General features: G+C 64.9%; 17 protein-coding genes. 10 read left to right on the forward strand and 7 right to left on the reverse strand.

Going from position 1 to position 15,000, the window contains the following annotated elements; translation table 11 throughout:
• The first annotated feature begins 15 nt into the window (after positions 1 to 15).
• Positions 16 to 237 (forward strand): DUF6500 family protein, encoded by a 222-nt coding sequence (locus tag B015_RS0117145; RefSeq protein WP_018428956.1) that lies wholly within the window; start codon positions 16 to 18, stop codon positions 235 to 237.
• 190 nt (positions 238 to 427) lie between these two features.
• Here B015_RS0117145 and B015_RS0117150 read toward each other — a convergent pair whose 3' ends face one another.
• Positions 428 to 1,366 (reverse strand): diacylglycerol kinase family protein, encoded by a 939-nt coding sequence (locus B015_RS0117150; protein WP_026227395.1) that lies wholly within the window; start codon positions 1,364 to 1,366, stop codon positions 428 to 430.
• Positions 1,367 to 1,618: 252 nt separating this feature from the next.
• Between B015_RS0117150 and B015_RS0117155 the strand changes: the two genes are divergently transcribed.
• Complete coding sequence (locus B015_RS0117155; RefSeq protein ID WP_018428958.1) at positions 1,619 to 2,038, forward strand: hypothetical protein; 420 nt, start codon at positions 1,619 to 1,621, stop codon at positions 2,036 to 2,038.
• A gap of 125 nt (positions 2,039 to 2,163) precedes the next feature.
• On the opposite strand, the gene B015_RS0117160 is transcribed toward B015_RS0117155, so the two are convergent.
• Positions 2,164 to 2,406 (reverse strand): DUF1344 domain-containing protein, encoded by a 243-nt coding sequence (locus B015_RS0117160; RefSeq protein ID WP_018428959.1) that lies wholly within the window; start codon positions 2,404 to 2,406, stop codon positions 2,164 to 2,166.
• Positions 2,407 to 2,861: 455 nt separating this feature from the next.
• Between B015_RS0117160 and B015_RS0117165 the strand changes: the two genes are divergently transcribed.
• Positions 2,862 to 3,119 (forward strand): SemiSWEET transporter, encoded by a 258-nt coding sequence (locus tag B015_RS0117165; protein ID WP_040456868.1) that lies wholly within the window; start codon positions 2,862 to 2,864, stop codon positions 3,117 to 3,119.
• A 55-nt stretch (positions 3,120 to 3,174) separates the two neighbouring features.
• Here the strand turns inward: B015_RS0117165 and B015_RS0117170 are convergent, their stop codons facing one another.
• The 3 genes from B015_RS0117170 to B015_RS0117180 form a co-directional block, all read right to left on the reverse strand.
• On the reverse strand, positions 3,175 to 4,128 hold the full coding sequence (locus B015_RS0117170) for a DUF3137 domain-containing protein (protein WP_018428961.1): 954 nt from the start codon (positions 4,126 to 4,128) through the stop codon (positions 3,175 to 3,177).
• Positions 4,129 to 4,391: 263 nt separating this feature from the next.
• Positions 4,392 to 5,435 (reverse strand): CapA family protein, encoded by a 1,044-nt coding sequence (locus B015_RS0117175; protein ID WP_018428962.1) that lies wholly within the window; start codon positions 5,433 to 5,435, stop codon positions 4,392 to 4,394.
• Between the two features lie 68 nt (positions 5,436 to 5,503).
• A complete protein-coding gene (locus B015_RS0117180; protein ID WP_018428963.1) occupies positions 5,504 to 6,601 on the reverse strand; it encodes a glycosyltransferase family 4 protein in 1,098 nt (365 codons plus the stop codon).
• A gap of 251 nt (positions 6,602 to 6,852) precedes the next feature.
• Here B015_RS0117180 and B015_RS0117185 point away from each other — a divergent pair, with 251 nt between their 5' ends.
• The gene (locus tag B015_RS0117185; protein ID WP_018428964.1) at positions 6,853 to 7,287 is read left to right on the forward strand and encodes an SH3 domain-containing protein; all 435 of its coding nucleotides are present in this window, start codon (positions 6,853 to 6,855) and stop codon (positions 7,285 to 7,287) included.
• A gap of 109 nt (positions 7,288 to 7,396) precedes the next feature.
• Complete coding sequence (uvrB, locus tag B015_RS0117190; RefSeq protein WP_018428965.1) at positions 7,397 to 10,444, forward strand: excinuclease ABC subunit UvrB; 3,048 nt, start codon at positions 7,397 to 7,399, stop codon at positions 10,442 to 10,444.
• A gap of 37 nt (positions 10,445 to 10,481) precedes the next feature.
• Here the strand turns inward: uvrB and B015_RS0117195 are convergent, their stop codons facing one another.
• The gene (locus B015_RS0117195) at positions 10,482 to 10,712 is read right to left on the reverse strand and encodes a DUF1127 domain-containing protein (RefSeq protein ID WP_018428966.1); all 231 of its coding nucleotides are present in this window, start codon (positions 10,710 to 10,712) and stop codon (positions 10,482 to 10,484) included.
• An 88-nt stretch (positions 10,713 to 10,800) separates the two neighbouring features.
• On the opposite strand from B015_RS0117195, the gene B015_RS0117200 reads away from it, so the two are divergent.
• Both B015_RS0117200 and B015_RS0117205 read left to right on the forward strand, forming a co-directional pair.
• The gene (locus B015_RS0117200; RefSeq protein ID WP_018428967.1) at positions 10,801 to 11,673 is read left to right on the forward strand and encodes a LysR family transcriptional regulator; all 873 of its coding nucleotides are present in this window, start codon (positions 10,801 to 10,803) and stop codon (positions 11,671 to 11,673) included.
• Between the two features lie 198 nt (positions 11,674 to 11,871).
• Positions 11,872 to 12,300, forward strand: coding sequence for a glyoxalase/bleomycin resistance/extradiol dioxygenase family protein (locus B015_RS0117205; RefSeq protein WP_018428968.1), 429 nt, complete (start codon positions 11,872 to 11,874; stop codon positions 12,298 to 12,300).
• Positions 12,301 to 12,340: 40 nt separating this feature from the next.
• Here the strand turns inward: B015_RS0117205 and B015_RS0117210 are convergent, their stop codons facing one another.
• Positions 12,341 to 12,958, reverse strand: a complete 618-nt coding sequence (locus B015_RS0117210; RefSeq protein WP_018428969.1) for a glutathione S-transferase — start codon at positions 12,956 to 12,958, stop codon at positions 12,341 to 12,343.
• Positions 12,959 to 13,146: 188 nt separating this feature from the next.
• Here B015_RS0117210 and B015_RS0117215 point away from each other — a divergent pair, with 188 nt between their 5' ends.
• From B015_RS0117215 to B015_RS0117225, 3 genes are all read left to right on the forward strand, one after another.
• On the forward strand, positions 13,147 to 13,578 hold the full coding sequence (locus tag B015_RS0117215) for a hypothetical protein (RefSeq protein ID WP_157632775.1): 432 nt from the start codon (positions 13,147 to 13,149) through the stop codon (positions 13,576 to 13,578).
• Entirely contained in the window at positions 13,568 to 14,524 is a 957-nt protein-coding gene (gene dapA, locus B015_RS0117220; protein ID WP_018428971.1) for a 4-hydroxy-tetrahydrodipicolinate synthase, read from the forward strand. Before B015_RS0117215 ends, dapA begins: the two co-directional genes overlap by 11 nt.
• A 119-nt stretch (positions 14,525 to 14,643) precedes the next feature.
• Positions 14,644 to 14,892 carry a hypothetical protein gene (locus tag B015_RS0117225; protein WP_018428972.1) on the forward strand — a complete coding sequence of 83 codons (249 nt, stop codon included), beginning with the start codon at positions 14,644 to 14,646 and terminating at the stop codon, positions 14,890 to 14,892.
• The last annotated feature ends 108 nt before the right edge of the window (positions 14,893 to 15,000 follow it).

A 15,000-nucleotide genomic window follows, 5' to 3' on the forward strand; every position in this document is an offset into this window, starting at 1 on the left:
GAAAGGGAATCTCCGGTGAGGCCGAGCCTGAGGGCGAAAATACTCGACGTGTGCGCGCGCAAGATCGCCGCCAAGGGCCCCGATGTCGGGCTGTCGTTCTATGCGTTTTTCGCCAACCGAAATGACGACCCGGAGCTTCTGATGGAGGCCGCCGAATGGTGGATCCGCACTCACGAGCTCGACCATTTCGAAAAGGCGACGAAGATCGAGGCGATGGTCAGGTCCATGGACGCCTGATCGGACGGCCAGGAAACTGCCCTTGCGAATCTGCCCTCACCCTTTCCCTGCGAAGAACGGCGAGAGCGTGGTGCAAACGTTGCCGCAGCTCCCTGTTTCCGGGGACAAGATGCCGGCAGGCGGATGAGGGCAGCGCAAGGAAATCAGTCACATAGGCTGATTTCCCGACTCTCTTCCCGACCTGCTTGAATCAACACCTCACCTTCAGCACCTTCGCCACCATCTCGTAGGTCGCGGGAATGTGCCCCGGCGACTCGCCGTCGATGTCGACCAGCGCCGCATTCGCCAGCGGATCGCCCAGCGGCTCGACCACCACCTTGCGCCCGCGCATGATCGTGATGGCCGGGTGGTTGCGGTGGCGGCCGCCATAGAGCAGGCGGATGTCGAAGATGAGCTTGAACTTGCTTGCCGCGCGCAGGATGACGATGTCGAACAGCCCGTCGTCGGGCACGGCGTCGGGTGCGATCATCATGCCGCTGCCGAAGAACTTTTCGTTGGCCACCGCCACCAGCGCCACCCTGGCCTCGACCGGTTCGCCATCGTCGACGGTGATGCGCACGTCCTGGAAGCGGTAGCGCAGGAACTCGACGACAGTGCGCCAGAAAAACAGCGCCTTGGCCGAGCCGCGCCCCTTGCGCCTGTCGGCATTGACGGCGCGCACCGTCGCCCCCGACATGCCCAGACTGGCGATGTTGACGAAATGGCGGCTCGCCAGCCGGCCATGATCCTCGATGAAGGAAATGCGGCCGGCGTCGATCAGCCGGTCGGTGCCGCTGGCGATGCGCTCGACCGCCGCAGCGGCATCGACCGGAATGCCCAAGCCGCGGGCGAAGTCGAGGCCGGTGCCGCAAGGCAGGATGCCGAGCGCCGCCGTGCTGCCGGTTTCGGCCTGCATCTGCAAAAGCCCGTCGGCCACCTCGCTGATCGTGCCGTCGCCACCGGCGGCCACGACGATCTCGCAGCCGAGCGCGACGAGATCGCGCGCCAGCACCGCGCCGTCGCCGGGCTCTTCGGTTTCGCGGATCTCGAGGTCGGAAAAGCGCTGCGAAAGCGTCGCAACGACATCGGCCCAATGGGCGTCGAGCCGCCCGCCGCCTGCCACCGGATTCCTGATGACGCCGATCTTCACCAACCAGACCCTCCCGGCAGTCAATGGCCGCCGCCTCCGCGCCCATTGTTAGCCGCCGAGGCAATTGCGCAAGGAAAAGGTTGGGAAGTTCACATCAACTCGCAGCACAAGCCGCCAAGGCCGGAACCGGCTCCGGTGCGCCACAACGTTGCCGCGAAAGCCGAAGCCACCATCATGCCATGATTGCGGCCAACTGGCGCCGCGATCGCAGCAGAGAAATCGCAGTGTTAACTTTCCCTGGGGATTCGGACCGTGATCAAGTCAGCACTTGTCGCCATGACCATTGTCGGCTGCGACTGCGATGCCAAGCTGTGTGAATATATCGGCGAGACGCCGGCACAATGGACCTCGGTCGCCGACTGCGAGGCGGCGATGAAGAGCCGCATCCTGCATCAGGGCAACCACGACTATCCGCTGGTCACCGGCATCTGCCGCACCACTGTTTTTGCCGAGCCGCAACTGGCATCGGCGCCATCTGAGGTCATTGAGGCCAAGCCGGCCGAGCGGACGACGGTGGCCGGCATCGTCGAGGGCGGCCGCTCCGTGCTCTATCGCACCGCCAATGGCTACGCGCTGGTGCGCGATGGCTTCGGCAACGCCGCCGCCGGAACGCTTGATGCGGCCAGGCGCTCGTCGTCCTGGCTCGCCCAGAACCTCGCCCCCGGCTTCTAGACTGGGGACAAAAGATTGCCGGCCCCGAAGGGCCGGCGTCGGCAGCTTGGAAGGGCGCCGATGGAACGCTTCGGCGCCCGGCCGGGGAGAATGCCGGCCGGGCGCCGTCAGCGAAACCTTGGGTTCTAGGAGGCTTTTTCGATGGCCGTCACCGCACCTGTCGTGTCGTCGACGGTCACCTTCACCTTGGCTCCGGCCGCGAGGCCTTCGACCGAAATGCTCTCAGGCACGACATAGGTCTTGCCGTCTTCCAGCGTGATCGACCGCGTTGCCGGATCGACCGAGGCGACGGTGCCTTCGAGATCGGCCGCATAGGCGGCACCAATGAAGGCAAGCGAAGCGACGGCCGTTGCAAGGATCTTGTTCATGTCTGGTACTCCCGTTCTGGTCTGTCCGGGCTGGCCCTGCCCTCGTAGCAAGGCCCGCCGAACGACCTGGAGAATGCCCGCCGCCACGCCGCACCGCAAATCACGTTGAGTGAAATTATCGAACAGAATCATAAGCTTAATTCTGCCACATTCGAAGGCAGGACAAGCCTTTGCAACCTGCTTCGCTGCTCTTGTGCAGCGTCGAAAGCTATATCAGGCAAGGTCTCGGCGCCGTCATATGCCGGTCACCTCACGGCCATTCCGGTGCCGGATTTCGAGATCGCCGATCACGAAAGACCTGAAACAGGCGACGACCAGCATGGGTTTGCCGCCTGCCCCCGCGACGTTTTGCACCACTGTTCCGTTGGTCCAGCCGAGGCGCGCCGCTTCACAGCACCCGCGGATTCTGGCATATCTTGGCCTGCACAAAGCGTGCTCATTTGAAAGCTCCCGCCTTGCACCCCCTGTTCGAAATCGTCGGCTCCGTCGCCGCTGTCCTGACCACGCTTGCGTGGCTTCCGCAGATCCTGAAGATCCTGCGCGAGCGCAAGACGAGCGACATCTCGCTCGGCACCAACGCGGCCCTTGCCACCGGCATCTCGCTCTGGATCGTCTACGGCGTGGCGCTCGGCTCGCTGCCCGTCATCCTGTCGAACTCGGTCACGCTGCTCTTCATCCTCGCCATTCTCGGGCTCAAGCTGCGCTACGGCTGACGCATCGGCCCGCAGACCGGGATCGGTTTCCGAAACGCTTCAAGGCCCAGGAGCGTCAGGTGCCGATCTTGCGCACCAATGACGCTGTCGCCAGCATGGTGGCGATATCGGCGATCATCGGCTCGACATGGGTCTTGTAGTCGACAGTGACCGCATCGGGCGGAAGCTCGAAGAAGTCCCTCTTGTCGGGCAGGAGCAGGAAGCCGTCGCTGCCATTGATGGCGATGCGTGCCGGCGCGCCAGGCCAGACCTCGTTCAGCCAGCCGAGCGCCTGCGCCATCTGCCCCGAAACCAGCGGCTGCGCGGCATCAGGAGTGTCGGTGCGGAAATCATAGGCCGCGTCGATATCGGCAAGGCCCGACTTGATCTCCGTCAGCCGGCCGCCGAACATCTCCCGGAAAAAGCCCATGACGGCAGTGGTCTTCACCGTTGCCACCAGCACGCCGTCGAACGGCTTGACCATGTCGAAGGCGACGACGACGCCATCGAACAGCTCGACATCGGCCTTGCCGGAGCGCTGCCACAGCGACGCCTCGTAGAGCTCGAATGAAAAGCCGTCATAGCTGCCCGAGATGACGTCGTCGAACTGGCTGCCGTCGAAGTCGCCGATGGTCTCGCGCGGCAGCCTGGCGAAGCTCTTCGGCGTCACGTTCTTGGCGAGCCTGATGTCCTGGACAAAACCGAAGGCGATCGGCAGCAGCTTGTCGCGCAGCGAGGCCTGCAGGTTGCCGCCGGTGCTGGCCGCCAGCACATAGACGGCGAAGGAGGCGAGGAAGGCGGCCAGATAGAGATAGATATGCAGCGTCGAGAACCAGAGCTCGTAAGGGTCGGCGCCAAGATTGAGCACCATGGCCAATCCGATGACCACGACGACCAGCAGGCCGAGATAGACCGGCACCCGCCAGCGCACCGACCGGATTGCCGCCTTGCGCTGCGCCTCATAGGCCTCGATGTCTCGTCTTATCCCGGCGATGACTGCTTCGTCGGGCATGAAACCGGATGCGCTCATTCTGTCCCCCAGATGCCGGCATGGCCGGCAAGCCCCGCCGGATGATAATCAATTCCGCGAAAAAGTCGCCCGCGTCTTTCGCAAGGCCGGTCGGCGCAAATCATGCGGAAACAACGACATGGAGCAGGATGCGGAATCAGGTCGCGAGCATCAGCAGGTTCCTGGAGGGTTTCCGCTTTTCTTCGAAATGCGGAAAACCCTCTCTCTTTTTGTTCTTACGCAATTCCTGACCGAAAACCGCTGCGCACTTTTCCTGGAATTGCTTAGCCGCCGGCGAAAATCGCATCCCAACGCTGCCGCATCCTCTCTCCCGCCGCGCCGGGCACCGCTTCAAGCTGTAGCAGCCGTTCGCGGTCGCCGGCGCGCAGCCGGGCAAACGGCACCATGCGATACGACGCCACCTGCCCGCGCGTCTCGTCGTCGGCGCTGATCTCGGCCACCATGATCGCCCCGATCCGGCCCGGCCAGGGCTGCCTGGCAAAGGCGGTGCCGAAAAAATCGCCGACGCCATAAGCCACCAGTGTGTCGCCGATCCGCTCGACCGGCTGCACCACATGGGCGTGGTGCCCGACCGCGAGCCCGACGCCGAGCTCGGCCAGGCGCTCGGCCCAGGCGCGCGTCTGCGGCCGCGGAAAATGGCGGAACTCCCAGTCCCAGTGCGGCACGGCGCAAATGAGATCCACACCTTCGCAGCCTGGTATCACTGATTTGCAGCCCGCGAAAAAATCCTCGGCCATGCCGACGCGACCGGCAAATTCCTGGGCATCGGCGTTGCGCCATTGCGTGAAGGCGACCAGCGCCAGCGTCAGCGGACCGACCGCCACCTTGCGTGCCGCAACATCGGTGCCTGTTGTGGCGATGCCGAGCTTCGCCAGCGCCGCCAGCGTCTCGTCATAACCGCCAATGCCCTGGTCGAGCACATGATTGTTGGCAAGCGACAGCACCAGCCTGTCATGGCTGATGCCCACGGATCCCAGCGCGCCCTCGAGGAACTGTGCCGACATGGCGTGATGCGAACCGACCAGCATGCCCAGCCGGGCTGTTGGCCGCTCGACGACCGGGCTCTCGCAATTGCCGATCACCAGATCTGCCGATGCCAGCAGCTGCCGCAAACCGGCATCGCATTCGGGCGGCCGGCGATTGGCCACGGCGGAGATGTCGCCGACGAAGGCCAGCCGCGCACTGCGCTGCGGTGGCGGCAAGAATTCGCCCTGCGCCGGCAGGAAGCCCGGAACGTTCCCGCCCAACGACGGCTTCAGGAAGCGAAGCGGCCAGGAAAGCTTGTAGGAGAGAGGATAGTTGGACACGCTGCGCCTGAATTGTCACCCAACCCACCTTACCAGCAAAACATTGTGCGAAGGTGGCCCGGCTATACTTATGCAGCGCGTCGTCTTGGACGCCGGCCGGCCCGTTCCATTGCCAGGCGATAGACCCCGTCGATCTCGCTGACGATCCGCTGCGGGGCAAGCTTTCGCACAAGTGTCTGCCTGTCCTGCGCGCCCAGCGTGGCACGCAACGCATTGTCCCGGAGCCTCAACGCGGCAGCCGTCATGCCCTCGACATCGCCGACGGCAAACAGGCGCTCCTCCGGCAACAGGTCCACCATGTTGCCGACGCGCGTCGACAACACAGCTATTTCAGCCGCCATGGCCTCCAGCGGTGCGATCGGCGCCTGCTCGTCGCGCGACGTCATCAGAAACAGGTCGAAGGCCGGCAGCAGATTCAGAGCATCTTTGCGCTGCCCCGGCAGATGGACTCTGCCCTCAACCTCGGAACCGGCCAAGGCGGCGTTCCAGCCGGGCATCGGCTCGACCCCGTCGATATCTGCGCCGATCACCAGCAGCTCCGCATCGACACCGCCGGCCAGCAACCCGCGCAGCACACCGACCATGTCGAGCTGGTTCTTGCGCTGAGACAGGTGCCCGATCGAGCCGATCAGGAATGCCTCTTCCCGGATGCCCAGGGCGCGGCGCGCCGCGCGCCTGCGTTCGGCGGTTGCGGGCGCGATGCTGCCGGTGTCGAACATGTTCGGAATGAGATGGAGGCGGCGGCGCGAAACCAGCATGTGCCTGGCATAATAATCCGCGGTCCATTTGCTCGGCGCGATGACCTCATGCGCAAACAGCCAGGGCAGCTGGAACTGCCGCGCATGCGCCGTCATGACGACGGGCGTGCCGGCGGCACAGCGGAACACGAGCCCGAACTTGTTGGCCCGGCTGCCATGGGCGTGGACGACGTCCTCGCCCCAGTCGCGAATGGCATAGCCGACGCGGCGAAGTTCGTCCGGCTTGGAGAACAGGTCGGACGTGACCGTCCGGATCGGGCCATTGAACGGCTGGCCTTCGATCCACGAGCCTTTCATCTGGACGAGCATGATGTCGTGGCCGGCGTCGAGCTGGGCCTGGATCAGCATCCTGGAACTCGTTGCCACGCCATTCAGCCCGCCATGGCCGACCAGATGCACGATCTTCATGCGCCCCTCGCATCGGCCGGCAGATGTTCAAACGACGATTGCGCTGGGATCACGTGCTTGCGACCGGTCCGACAGATGGTGCGCGACCAGAAGCCATTAGCCGTGGCTTAAATATGGCAAAAGCCTGCGGCACGGCAACAATCGCATCGTTACACAGGTATAAAGCATAACGACATCAGGCCACTGGCCAGAATGACAAGGAGCGTTAGCTTGTCATGGTTCGACATGAACTTCGGCTCGGAGAACTGCCCATGATGTTTCGAAAACTTGCCGTCACCGCAGCGGTGCTGGCCGGGACGATGGTACTGCCGGCGATAGCCATGGCGGCCGACGCCTTCACCACCGGCAATGTCAACGTCCGCAGCGGCCCCGGCACCGGCTATGCCAAGGTCGGAATGCTGCGTGAGGGCACGCCCGTCGACCTGCGCGGCTGCGAAGGCAACTGGTGCAATGTCTACGGCCCGAGGCTGAGGGGATGGGTCTCGGCCAACTTTCTCTCCGACTATGTCGGCCGCCCGCCGGCAGTGATCGTGGCGCCGACCATCGTCGTGCGTCCGCCGCATTATCGTCCGCCGCACTGGAACCGGCCTCCGAACTGGAATCGCCCGCCCAAGCCACGGCCACCCAGGCCGCGTCCGCCCGGCGCGCACTGCAAGATAGCGCCCGGCTTCCCCTGCCCGCGGTAGGCACTTCCTGACAGCCTGTTGTCAGCAGCAAGAACAGGCATGGGCGCGTGCGCCGGCTTTCCGGCGCCGCGCCCTTTCCATTTGGACCGATACCGCCCATATTCCGCTCATGGCCAAATCTCCCGACAAAAAATCGCCTTCGGCGATCTCTGGACGTGCCGCGAACAAGCGCGGCGGCAATGGCGTGACCGCCTATCTCGACGCGTCCGAACCGCTGCATCGCGATGGTTTCGGCGAGGTGCCTCAGGCTGAGTTCACGGGAGCCCCCTTGTCCGGGTCGATCTCCGACTGGGCCGACGAGATCGCGCGGGAAGCGGAAAAGCCCCAGCCCAAGGCCAAAAAGATCCCCGAGAAGAGCTCGGCGCCGACCCGTTCGGCGCGCGGCACCTCGATGGGTGGCGCTGCCTCCGCCAAGGAACGCGCGGCCGCCGGCCTCAACCCGGTCGCCGGCCTCGACATTTCGCTTGAGGACGCGGCGTCGCTGTCCAATTCAGGCGTCACCGCCACGGTGGCCGCGCTTTCGGCGCTCATCGAGAGCGGCAACCCGCTGCACAAAAACGGCGAGATCTGGGTTCCCCACCGCCCCGCCCGGCCGGAAAAATCCGAAGGCGGCATCCAGATCGTCATGCAGTCGGAGTTCGAGCCGGCCGGCGACCAGCCCACCGCCATCAAGGACCTCGTCGAGGGCGTCGGCAATGCCGACCGTACCCAGGTGCTGCTCGGCGTCACCGGCTCGGGCAAGACCTTCACCATGGCCAAGGTGATCGAGCAGACGCAGCGCCCGGCGCTGATCCTCGCGCCCAACAAGACGCTGGCCGCCCAGCTCTATGCCGAGTTCAAGAAGTTCTTCCCCGACAACGCGGTCGAGTATTTCGTCTCCTATTACGACTACTACCAGCCCGAGGCCTACGTCCCGCGCACCGACACCTATATCGAGAAGGAATCGACCATCAACGAGCAGATCGACCGCATGCGCCACTCGGCGACGCGATCGCTGCTCGAACGCGACGACGTCATCATCGTCGCCTCGGTGTCCTGCATCTACGGTATCGGCTCGGTCGAAACCTATACGGCGATGACCTTCCAGATGCAGGTCGGCGACCGGCTCGACCAGCGCCAGCTGCTCGCCGACCTCGTCGCCCAGCAATACAAGCGCCAGGACATCAACTTCGTGCGCGGCTCGTTCCGCGTGCGCGGCGACACCATCGAGATCTTCCCCGCCCACCTTGAAGACTCGGCCTGGCGCATCTCGCTGTTCGGCGACGAAATCGAGCAGATCACCGAGTTCGACCCGCTCACCGGGCAGAAGACCGGCGACCTCAAGTCGGTCAAGATCTACGCCAACTCGCACTATGTGACGCCGCGCCCGACCTTGAATCAGGCCATCAAGTCGATCAAGGAAGAGCTGCAGCACCGCCTGCAAGAGCTTGAAAAGGCTGGCCGCCTGCTCGAGGCCCAGCGTCTGGAACAGCGCACCCGCTTCGACCTCGAGATGCTCGAGGCCACCGGCTCCTGCGCCGGCATCGAAAACTATTCGCGCTATCTCACCGGCCGCCGCCCCGGCGATCCGCCGCCGACCCTGTTCGAATACATCCCCGACAACGCGCTCGTCTTCATCGACGAAAGCCACGTCACCGTGCCCCAGATCGGCGGCATGTACAGGGGCGACTTCCGTCGTAAGGCGACGCTGGCCGAATACGGCTTCCGCCTGCCGTCCTGCATGGACAACCGTCCGCTGCGCTTCGAGGAATGGGACGCCATGCGCCCGCTCACCATCGGCGTCTCGGCCACGCCGGGACAGTGGGAAATGGAAGAGGCCGGCGGCGTGTTCGCCGAGCAGGTCATCCGCCCGACCGGTCTGATCGACCCGCCGGTCGAGGTGCGCCCCGCCAAGAACCAGGTCGACGATGTCGTCGGCGAAATCCGGGAGACGACCAGGGCCGGCTACCGCACGCTGGTGACGGTGCTGACCAAGCGCATGGCCGAGGACCTGACCGAATACCTGCACGAAAACGGCGTCCGCGTCCGCTACATGCACTCCGACATCGACACGCTGGAGCGCATCGAGATTCTGCGCGACCTGCGCCTCGGCGCCTTCGACGTGCTGGTCGGCATCAACCTGCTGCGCGAAGGCCTCGACATTCCCGAATGCGGTTTCGTCGCCATCCTCGACGCCGACAAGGAAGGCTTCCTGCGTTCCGAAACCTCGCTGATCCAGACCATCGGCCGCGCGGCGCGTAACGTCGACGGCAAGGTCATCCTCTACGCCGACCAGATCACCGGCTCGATGGAGCGCGCGATGGCCGAGACCACGCGCCGCCGCGAAAAGCAGATGGTGTGGAACGAGGCCAACGGCATCACGCCGGAGAGCGTCAAGTCGCGCATCTCCGACATCCTCGATTCGGTCTACGAGAAGGACCACGTCCGCGCCGACATCTCGCAGTTCACCGACGATGCCGGTTCGATGATGGGCAACAACCTCAAGGCCCATCTCGAAGCCCTCGACAAGCAGATGCGCAACGCCGCCACCGACCTCGACTTCGAGAAAGCGGCCCGCATCCGCGACGAGATCAAGCGCCTGCGCGAGATGGAGCTCGCCATCTCCGACGATCCGCTGGCCCGCGAGGTCGAGGGTCAGAGCCCGTCCTCGGGCCGCGAGAAGGGCAAGCACAACAAGGGCGTCGCCAAGCACCGCACCGCCGAGGAGCAGGAGCGTTTCCGCAAGCTCGACGAGGCGCGCGCCGCCGAGGAGGCCGCCAAGGCCGCGCGCCCCAACATGTTCCGCAAGCCCGAACTCGATGAAATGGGCGCCGACGGCACAAGGCCGTCGGGCAAGTCGCTGTTTGCCAAGCCTCATATCGACGACATGGGCCCGGGCACCGACATGACGACGCCAGCCGGCGCCGTGTCGCGCTCGCTGTTCAAGAAACAATCGGCGGCAGAAGCCCACGGCTCCGACTATGGCGTTCCCGACGACGGCAAGTCGCTGTTCAAGAAGAACAACCTCGACGAGATGACCGTCCGCCGCACCGAAAAGCCGGTCGAAGGCGTCAAGCCGATCAAGCGCGCCAAGATCGGCGCCGGCTCCTACGAGGACCCGGCCGAAGCCGCGCGCGAAAAGCGGCGGCCGGGCAAATCAGGACGGCCGGGGAAATAAGCAAAGCAGCTTCACTGAGAGCGGCAAGGAGCGATCGCTAGCACGGCCCTTGATTGTCCTGCGACCCTTGCGTCTGCCGCACCGCCCACTCGATGTTGCCGCGCGAGATGCAGAGATCCTTCAATGCGGCATCGTCCAGGCGCGACAGTCTCCGTGCGGCACCCCATTGGCGAATGGCCGACGCCGCCGAACCGACTGTTACAAGCATGGCGCGGGCGAGCCTGCCGCGACGTGCGGTCCTGCCTTGATTTTCGATCATGGTCGTCATGGCCGGTCTCCAGGGAATGGGAACAGGCTAACGACCCGACTGGCATAATGGAAACGAATGTATATTATGACCTCGATAAGAGGTCCTTATGCCATACAACATCGATATCGCGTTGCTGAGGGCATTCCTGGCCGTGGTCGACACCGGCGGGATGACCAGTTCGGCCAAAGTGCTCAACCTCACACAGGCGGCCGTCAGCCAGCAGGTCAAGCGGCTCGAGGACAGTTTCGGCTGCGCCCTCTTCGAGCGCGACCGCAAGGGCCTGAAACTGACGCCAACGGGCGAGCGCCTTGTCGTCCAGGCGCGCCGCCTCGTCCGCAACAATGACGAGGTCTGGTCGGCGATGAACGAAGCCGAATTCGAGGGAGAAATCCGCCTCGGCATTCCTTCCGATTTCGTCCGTTGCTTCGGCGCTCCCATCCTCAAGCAATTCGACCAGGCCTGGCCGCGCGTGCGCGTGTCACTCATTTGCGACATAACCCAGCGCCTGCTTGAAAAGCTCGATGGCGGCGAGGTCGACCTGACCTTCGCGGTGGAGAAAAAATGCGGCCACAATGGCGAGACGCTGCTGTCCGACCCGTTGGTCTGGGTCGGCGCCAAGGGTGGCCAGGCCTATGAGCGCGATCCGCTGCCCATATCGACTGATGACGAAACCTGCATGCTGCGACCCTTTGCGCTCAAGGCACTGGCAGACCAGGGACGGGTCTGGCGCTGGGTCTGCGAAGACAGCAATTTCGATCCCATCCTGGCGACACTCGACGCCGATATTGCGGTGGCGCCGCTGCTCGCTTCGACCGTACCGCCGGGCTTTGAAATCCTGGGCGAGCGGCATGGGCTGCCGTCCTTGCCGAGCTTCTGGATCAATCTCTATCAGCCGCATGCAGGCCCGACGCGCCTTTCCCAGGAACTGGCATTGCACATACGCGACGTGGTCGGCGCCCGTTCGCAAGTTCTTGCCTGATCCAGCTCGCTGTTTCAGCACAGAACCGCGCGCCTTCGGCCCGCCTCGGCTGCGGTGGAAAAAATGTCGTCGGCCATGTCGACCTGGGCGGACTTCGTTCGTCCTAGTGGCGAGGCATCGGCCGAAGGCGGCCAACGATGCCTGCAACAGACGCCGCAAAAGGCGGTGATTGGCTCGTAACGAGGAACGGAGACTGAAATGTCTGAAGCACAGAAGATCGACTACCCCGCACCGAAGGTTCTTGGCGGCCTGGTCGCCTATCTGCAGGTCGACGGCGCCCTGAAGGCGGCCGAGTTCTACAAGCGTGCCTTCGGCGCCGAGACCATTTTTGCGGTCCCGGCGGACGAAAAGGGACGGACCATGCATGTCCATCTCTACGTCAACGGCTCGTCGATGATGCTGAGCGATGCCTTTCCCGAGCACGGCCATGCGCACGAAAAGGCGCAGGGCTATACCATGCAGCTCATCCTCGGCGACGACATCGACGCCTGGTGGAAGCGCGCTGTGGATGCCGGCTGCGAGGTTGAGGTGCCGCTCGACGTCATGTTCTGGGGCGACCGCTGGGGCCGGCTCCGCGATCCCTTCGGCGTCGCCTGGGCGATGAACGCGCCGGTCAAGCCGGCCTGATCCAAGGCTAGCCGCTGCGCGCCTGAAGGCGCGCAGCACCTCAGCGGTCGTGCGTCTCGCCCGACAGCGGCGTCGCCAGCATCGACGGCCGTTGCTCGAATGCGTCGAACCAGCGCGTCAGCCGCTGCCGCCCGCGAAACGACGGCAGGTCGCGAAACGCCATCCACGACAGCGCGGTCGCCAGCGCGATATGCCCGACATGCAGGGGCGCGTCGGCATCCACGGCGGCTTCGAGCCAGTCATAGGTCGCCTCGATCTTGTCCCGGTAACCCTCGGCAAGCGCCTCGTAGCGCAGTTGCTCGGGCCGCCTTTCGGTTTCCCAGCGCAAGCCGATGCCGGTCTGCGCCAGCCCTTGCGCCACCGCCTGCAGCCGCAGCGCCTGCCAACGGACCTCGCCTTCTCCAGGGATCAGCTTCCGCCCGTCATGCAGCGTGTCGAGATAGGCGCAGATGACATCGGAATCGAGGATCGGCTCGCCGTCCGCCTGCATCAGGACAGGCACTTTCCCCAGCGGGTTTTCGGCATAGACGCGATCATTGCGCAGCGTCGGGCTGGTTTCCTGGTGGATGACCTCGAGCCGGTCGGCGAGGCCCGCCTCGTGGGCGAACACCAGCGCCTTGCGGGCAAAGGGCGAATGGGTCTGGTAATAGAGGATCATCTGCTGTCGCACCGTCTGGCCGTTGTCGTAAGCGGCAATTCATAGGGCAAGGCGGGCGAGAATTGCGCTCTGTTGCGGCCGCCGCGCTGCAAGTTAGTTTCGCCGGACCGCCCCGCCGCGAGCGGCCCCGCCGATCTTTATGCTTTCCCTATAAATCTCCCTGCCGCTGCGTCTCGAACCTTCACGCGGTGCAGCCCTATCTCTGTTCCACCATGAAGCCCGACCCGACATTGGCCGACCGCATCGCCGCTGCAAGAATCCTGCGCGAGCATCATGTCTGGGCGGTGGCAGCGAGCTTCGCGGCGATCGAGGATCGTGCGTTGACCACACGCCGGCGCTTCCAGTCGCTGATGGCAGCCGATGCGCTGCTCGACGCCGTGACGCTGCTTGCCCAAAGCGCCGAGCCGCCGCGCGCCATCGAAACGCTTACCCTGCACGACGGCCGCTGGCAGTGCGCCATGCGCGCCGGATCGTCGGCACGGCTGCGCAAGGCCGAACATGCCGATCTCGCCGCAGCCGTGCTGATGGCTCTGCTCAGGACCTTTCCGCAGCGATCCCGACGCGGCCCAAGGCCGGCGTCCCCTCTCCAGCCCAACAGGAGTTTTTTCCATGACCACTGACCAGCTTCGCCGGCGCCTGTTCGGCGCCATGTCGGCGCTCGTCACCCCCTTCCGGGGTGGCGAGGTCGACCTCGCCGCACTTGCCGCGCTGACGGAATGGCAGATCAGCGAAGGCATCAACGGCCTGGTGCCCTGCGGCACGACAGGGGAAGCGCCGACGCTTGCCTGGCACGAGCGCATCGCCGTCATCCGCACCTGCGTCGCGGTCTCTGCCGGGCGCGTGCCTGTCATTGCCGGAACCGGCAGCAACAGCACCGATGCGACCGTGGCCTTCACGGCGGCCTCGCGCGACTTCGGCGCCGATGCGGTCCTAATCGTCACGCCCTATTACAACAGGCCGACGCAGAGCGGCATCGTCAGGCATTTCGAGACGGTCGCGGCAAAGGTCGACATCCCCATCATCGTCTACAACGTGCCTTCCCGCACCGGCGTCGACCTTGCGCCCGAAACCATGGCGCGGCTCGCCGACATCCCTTCGATCGTCGGCTTCAAGGACGCCACCGGCGACCTGTCGCGCCAGATGGCCCAGTCCCAGCGTTTCGGCAGCCGCTTCGTCGCCCTGTCGGGGCATGACGCCACTGCCTTCGGCTTCAACACCATGGGCGGCAGCGGTACCATCTCGGTCGTCGCCAATGTCGTCCCGCGCCTGTGCGTCGACATGCACGACGCCTGCCGGCGGGGCGACACCCACACCGCCCGCGCCATTCAGCAGCGCCTGCGCCCGCTGATTGCGGCGCTCGAACGCGAGACCAATCCGGTGCCGGTGAAATATGCGCTGCACGCCATGGGCAGGATCCAGCCCGATATGCGCCTGCCTTTGCTCGAGGCCGAGCCGGAGACGGCGGCAGCGATCCGCACTGCCTTGACCGCTTTCGAACCGCAGCCGCGCCTGCGCGCCGCCCGCCCCGCACGCCCGGGGCCCGGCTTCATCAGGCGGCACCTGTGAAATCCCGATGTCCTTGTCCTTCGCCCTCAATCGAAACCCTATGGCGAAGGCCTCGCATCATCAGTGCAGACGCGGTTCGACCGCATCGCTTTGAAAGAACTTCAGGAAAGGCAAAAATCATGGGCAGCGCTGCTCACGACATCCATCCGGCACTCCACAGCCATCGCTTCATGGTCGGCCGCGACGCCTCCGGCCACTGGGTGGTCAGCGACGAAAAGGCCATGGTCGGCGGCATCTTCGCCGACAGGGAATCGGCGGTGCGGTTTGCGCTGGCCGAAAGCGATCATGTGCCCGGCGCGGTGTTCTGCGCCCCCGCCGAAATCACCCTGAGCCTCGATCCGGTCTTTCCGGAGCCTCGTCGCAACTGACGCGCTGGCGTGCCTCGGGCTTATCGGCCCGAGGCACCTCCTCGGCACGGAAGGCGCTGGTCCTGGGAGGATGACACGCGCAATCCGTATGCGAGCCCCGCCACAGCG

Source organism: Hoeflea sp. 108 (assembly GCF_000372965.1).
Classification (GTDB): Bacteria; Pseudomonadota; Alphaproteobacteria; order Rhizobiales; family Rhizobiaceae; genus Aminobacter.

Bases quoted from the DNA above. Each gene is read 5' to 3' on its own strand.
- B015_RS0117160 (WP_018428959.1), bottom strand. From the start codon at position 2,406: ATGAACAAGATCCTTGCAACGGCCGTCGCTTCGCTTGCCTTCATTGGT.
- B015_RS0117170 (WP_018428961.1), bottom strand. From the start codon at position 4,128: ATGAGCGCATCCGGTTTCATGCCCGACGAAGCAGTCATCGCCGGGATA.
- B015_RS0117180 (WP_018428963.1), bottom strand. From the start codon at position 6,601: ATGAAGATCGTGCATCTGGTCGGCCATGGCGGGCTGAATGGCGTGGCA.
- B015_RS0117185 (WP_018428964.1), top strand. From the start codon at position 6,853: ATGATGTTTCGAAAACTTGCCGTCACCGCAGCGGTGCTGGCCGGGACG.
- uvrB (WP_018428965.1), top strand. From the start codon at position 7,397: ATGGCCAAATCTCCCGACAAAAAATCGCCTTCGGCGATCTCTGGACGT.
- B015_RS0117195 (WP_018428966.1), bottom strand. From the start codon at position 10,712: ATGACGACCATGATCGAAAATCAAGGCAGGACCGCACGTCGCGGCAGG.
- B015_RS0117200 (WP_018428967.1), top strand. From the start codon at position 10,801: ATGCCATACAACATCGATATCGCGTTGCTGAGGGCATTCCTGGCCGTG.
- B015_RS0117205 (WP_018428968.1), top strand. From the start codon at position 11,872: ATGTCTGAAGCACAGAAGATCGACTACCCCGCACCGAAGGTTCTTGGC.
- B015_RS0117210 (WP_018428969.1), bottom strand. From the start codon at position 12,958: ATGATCCTCTATTACCAGACCCATTCGCCCTTTGCCCGCAAGGCGCTG.
- dapA (WP_018428971.1), top strand. From the start codon at position 13,568: ATGACCACTGACCAGCTTCGCCGGCGCCTGTTCGGCGCCATGTCGGCG.
- B015_RS0117225 (WP_018428972.1), top strand. From the start codon at position 14,644: ATGGGCAGCGCTGCTCACGACATCCATCCGGCACTCCACAGCCATCGC.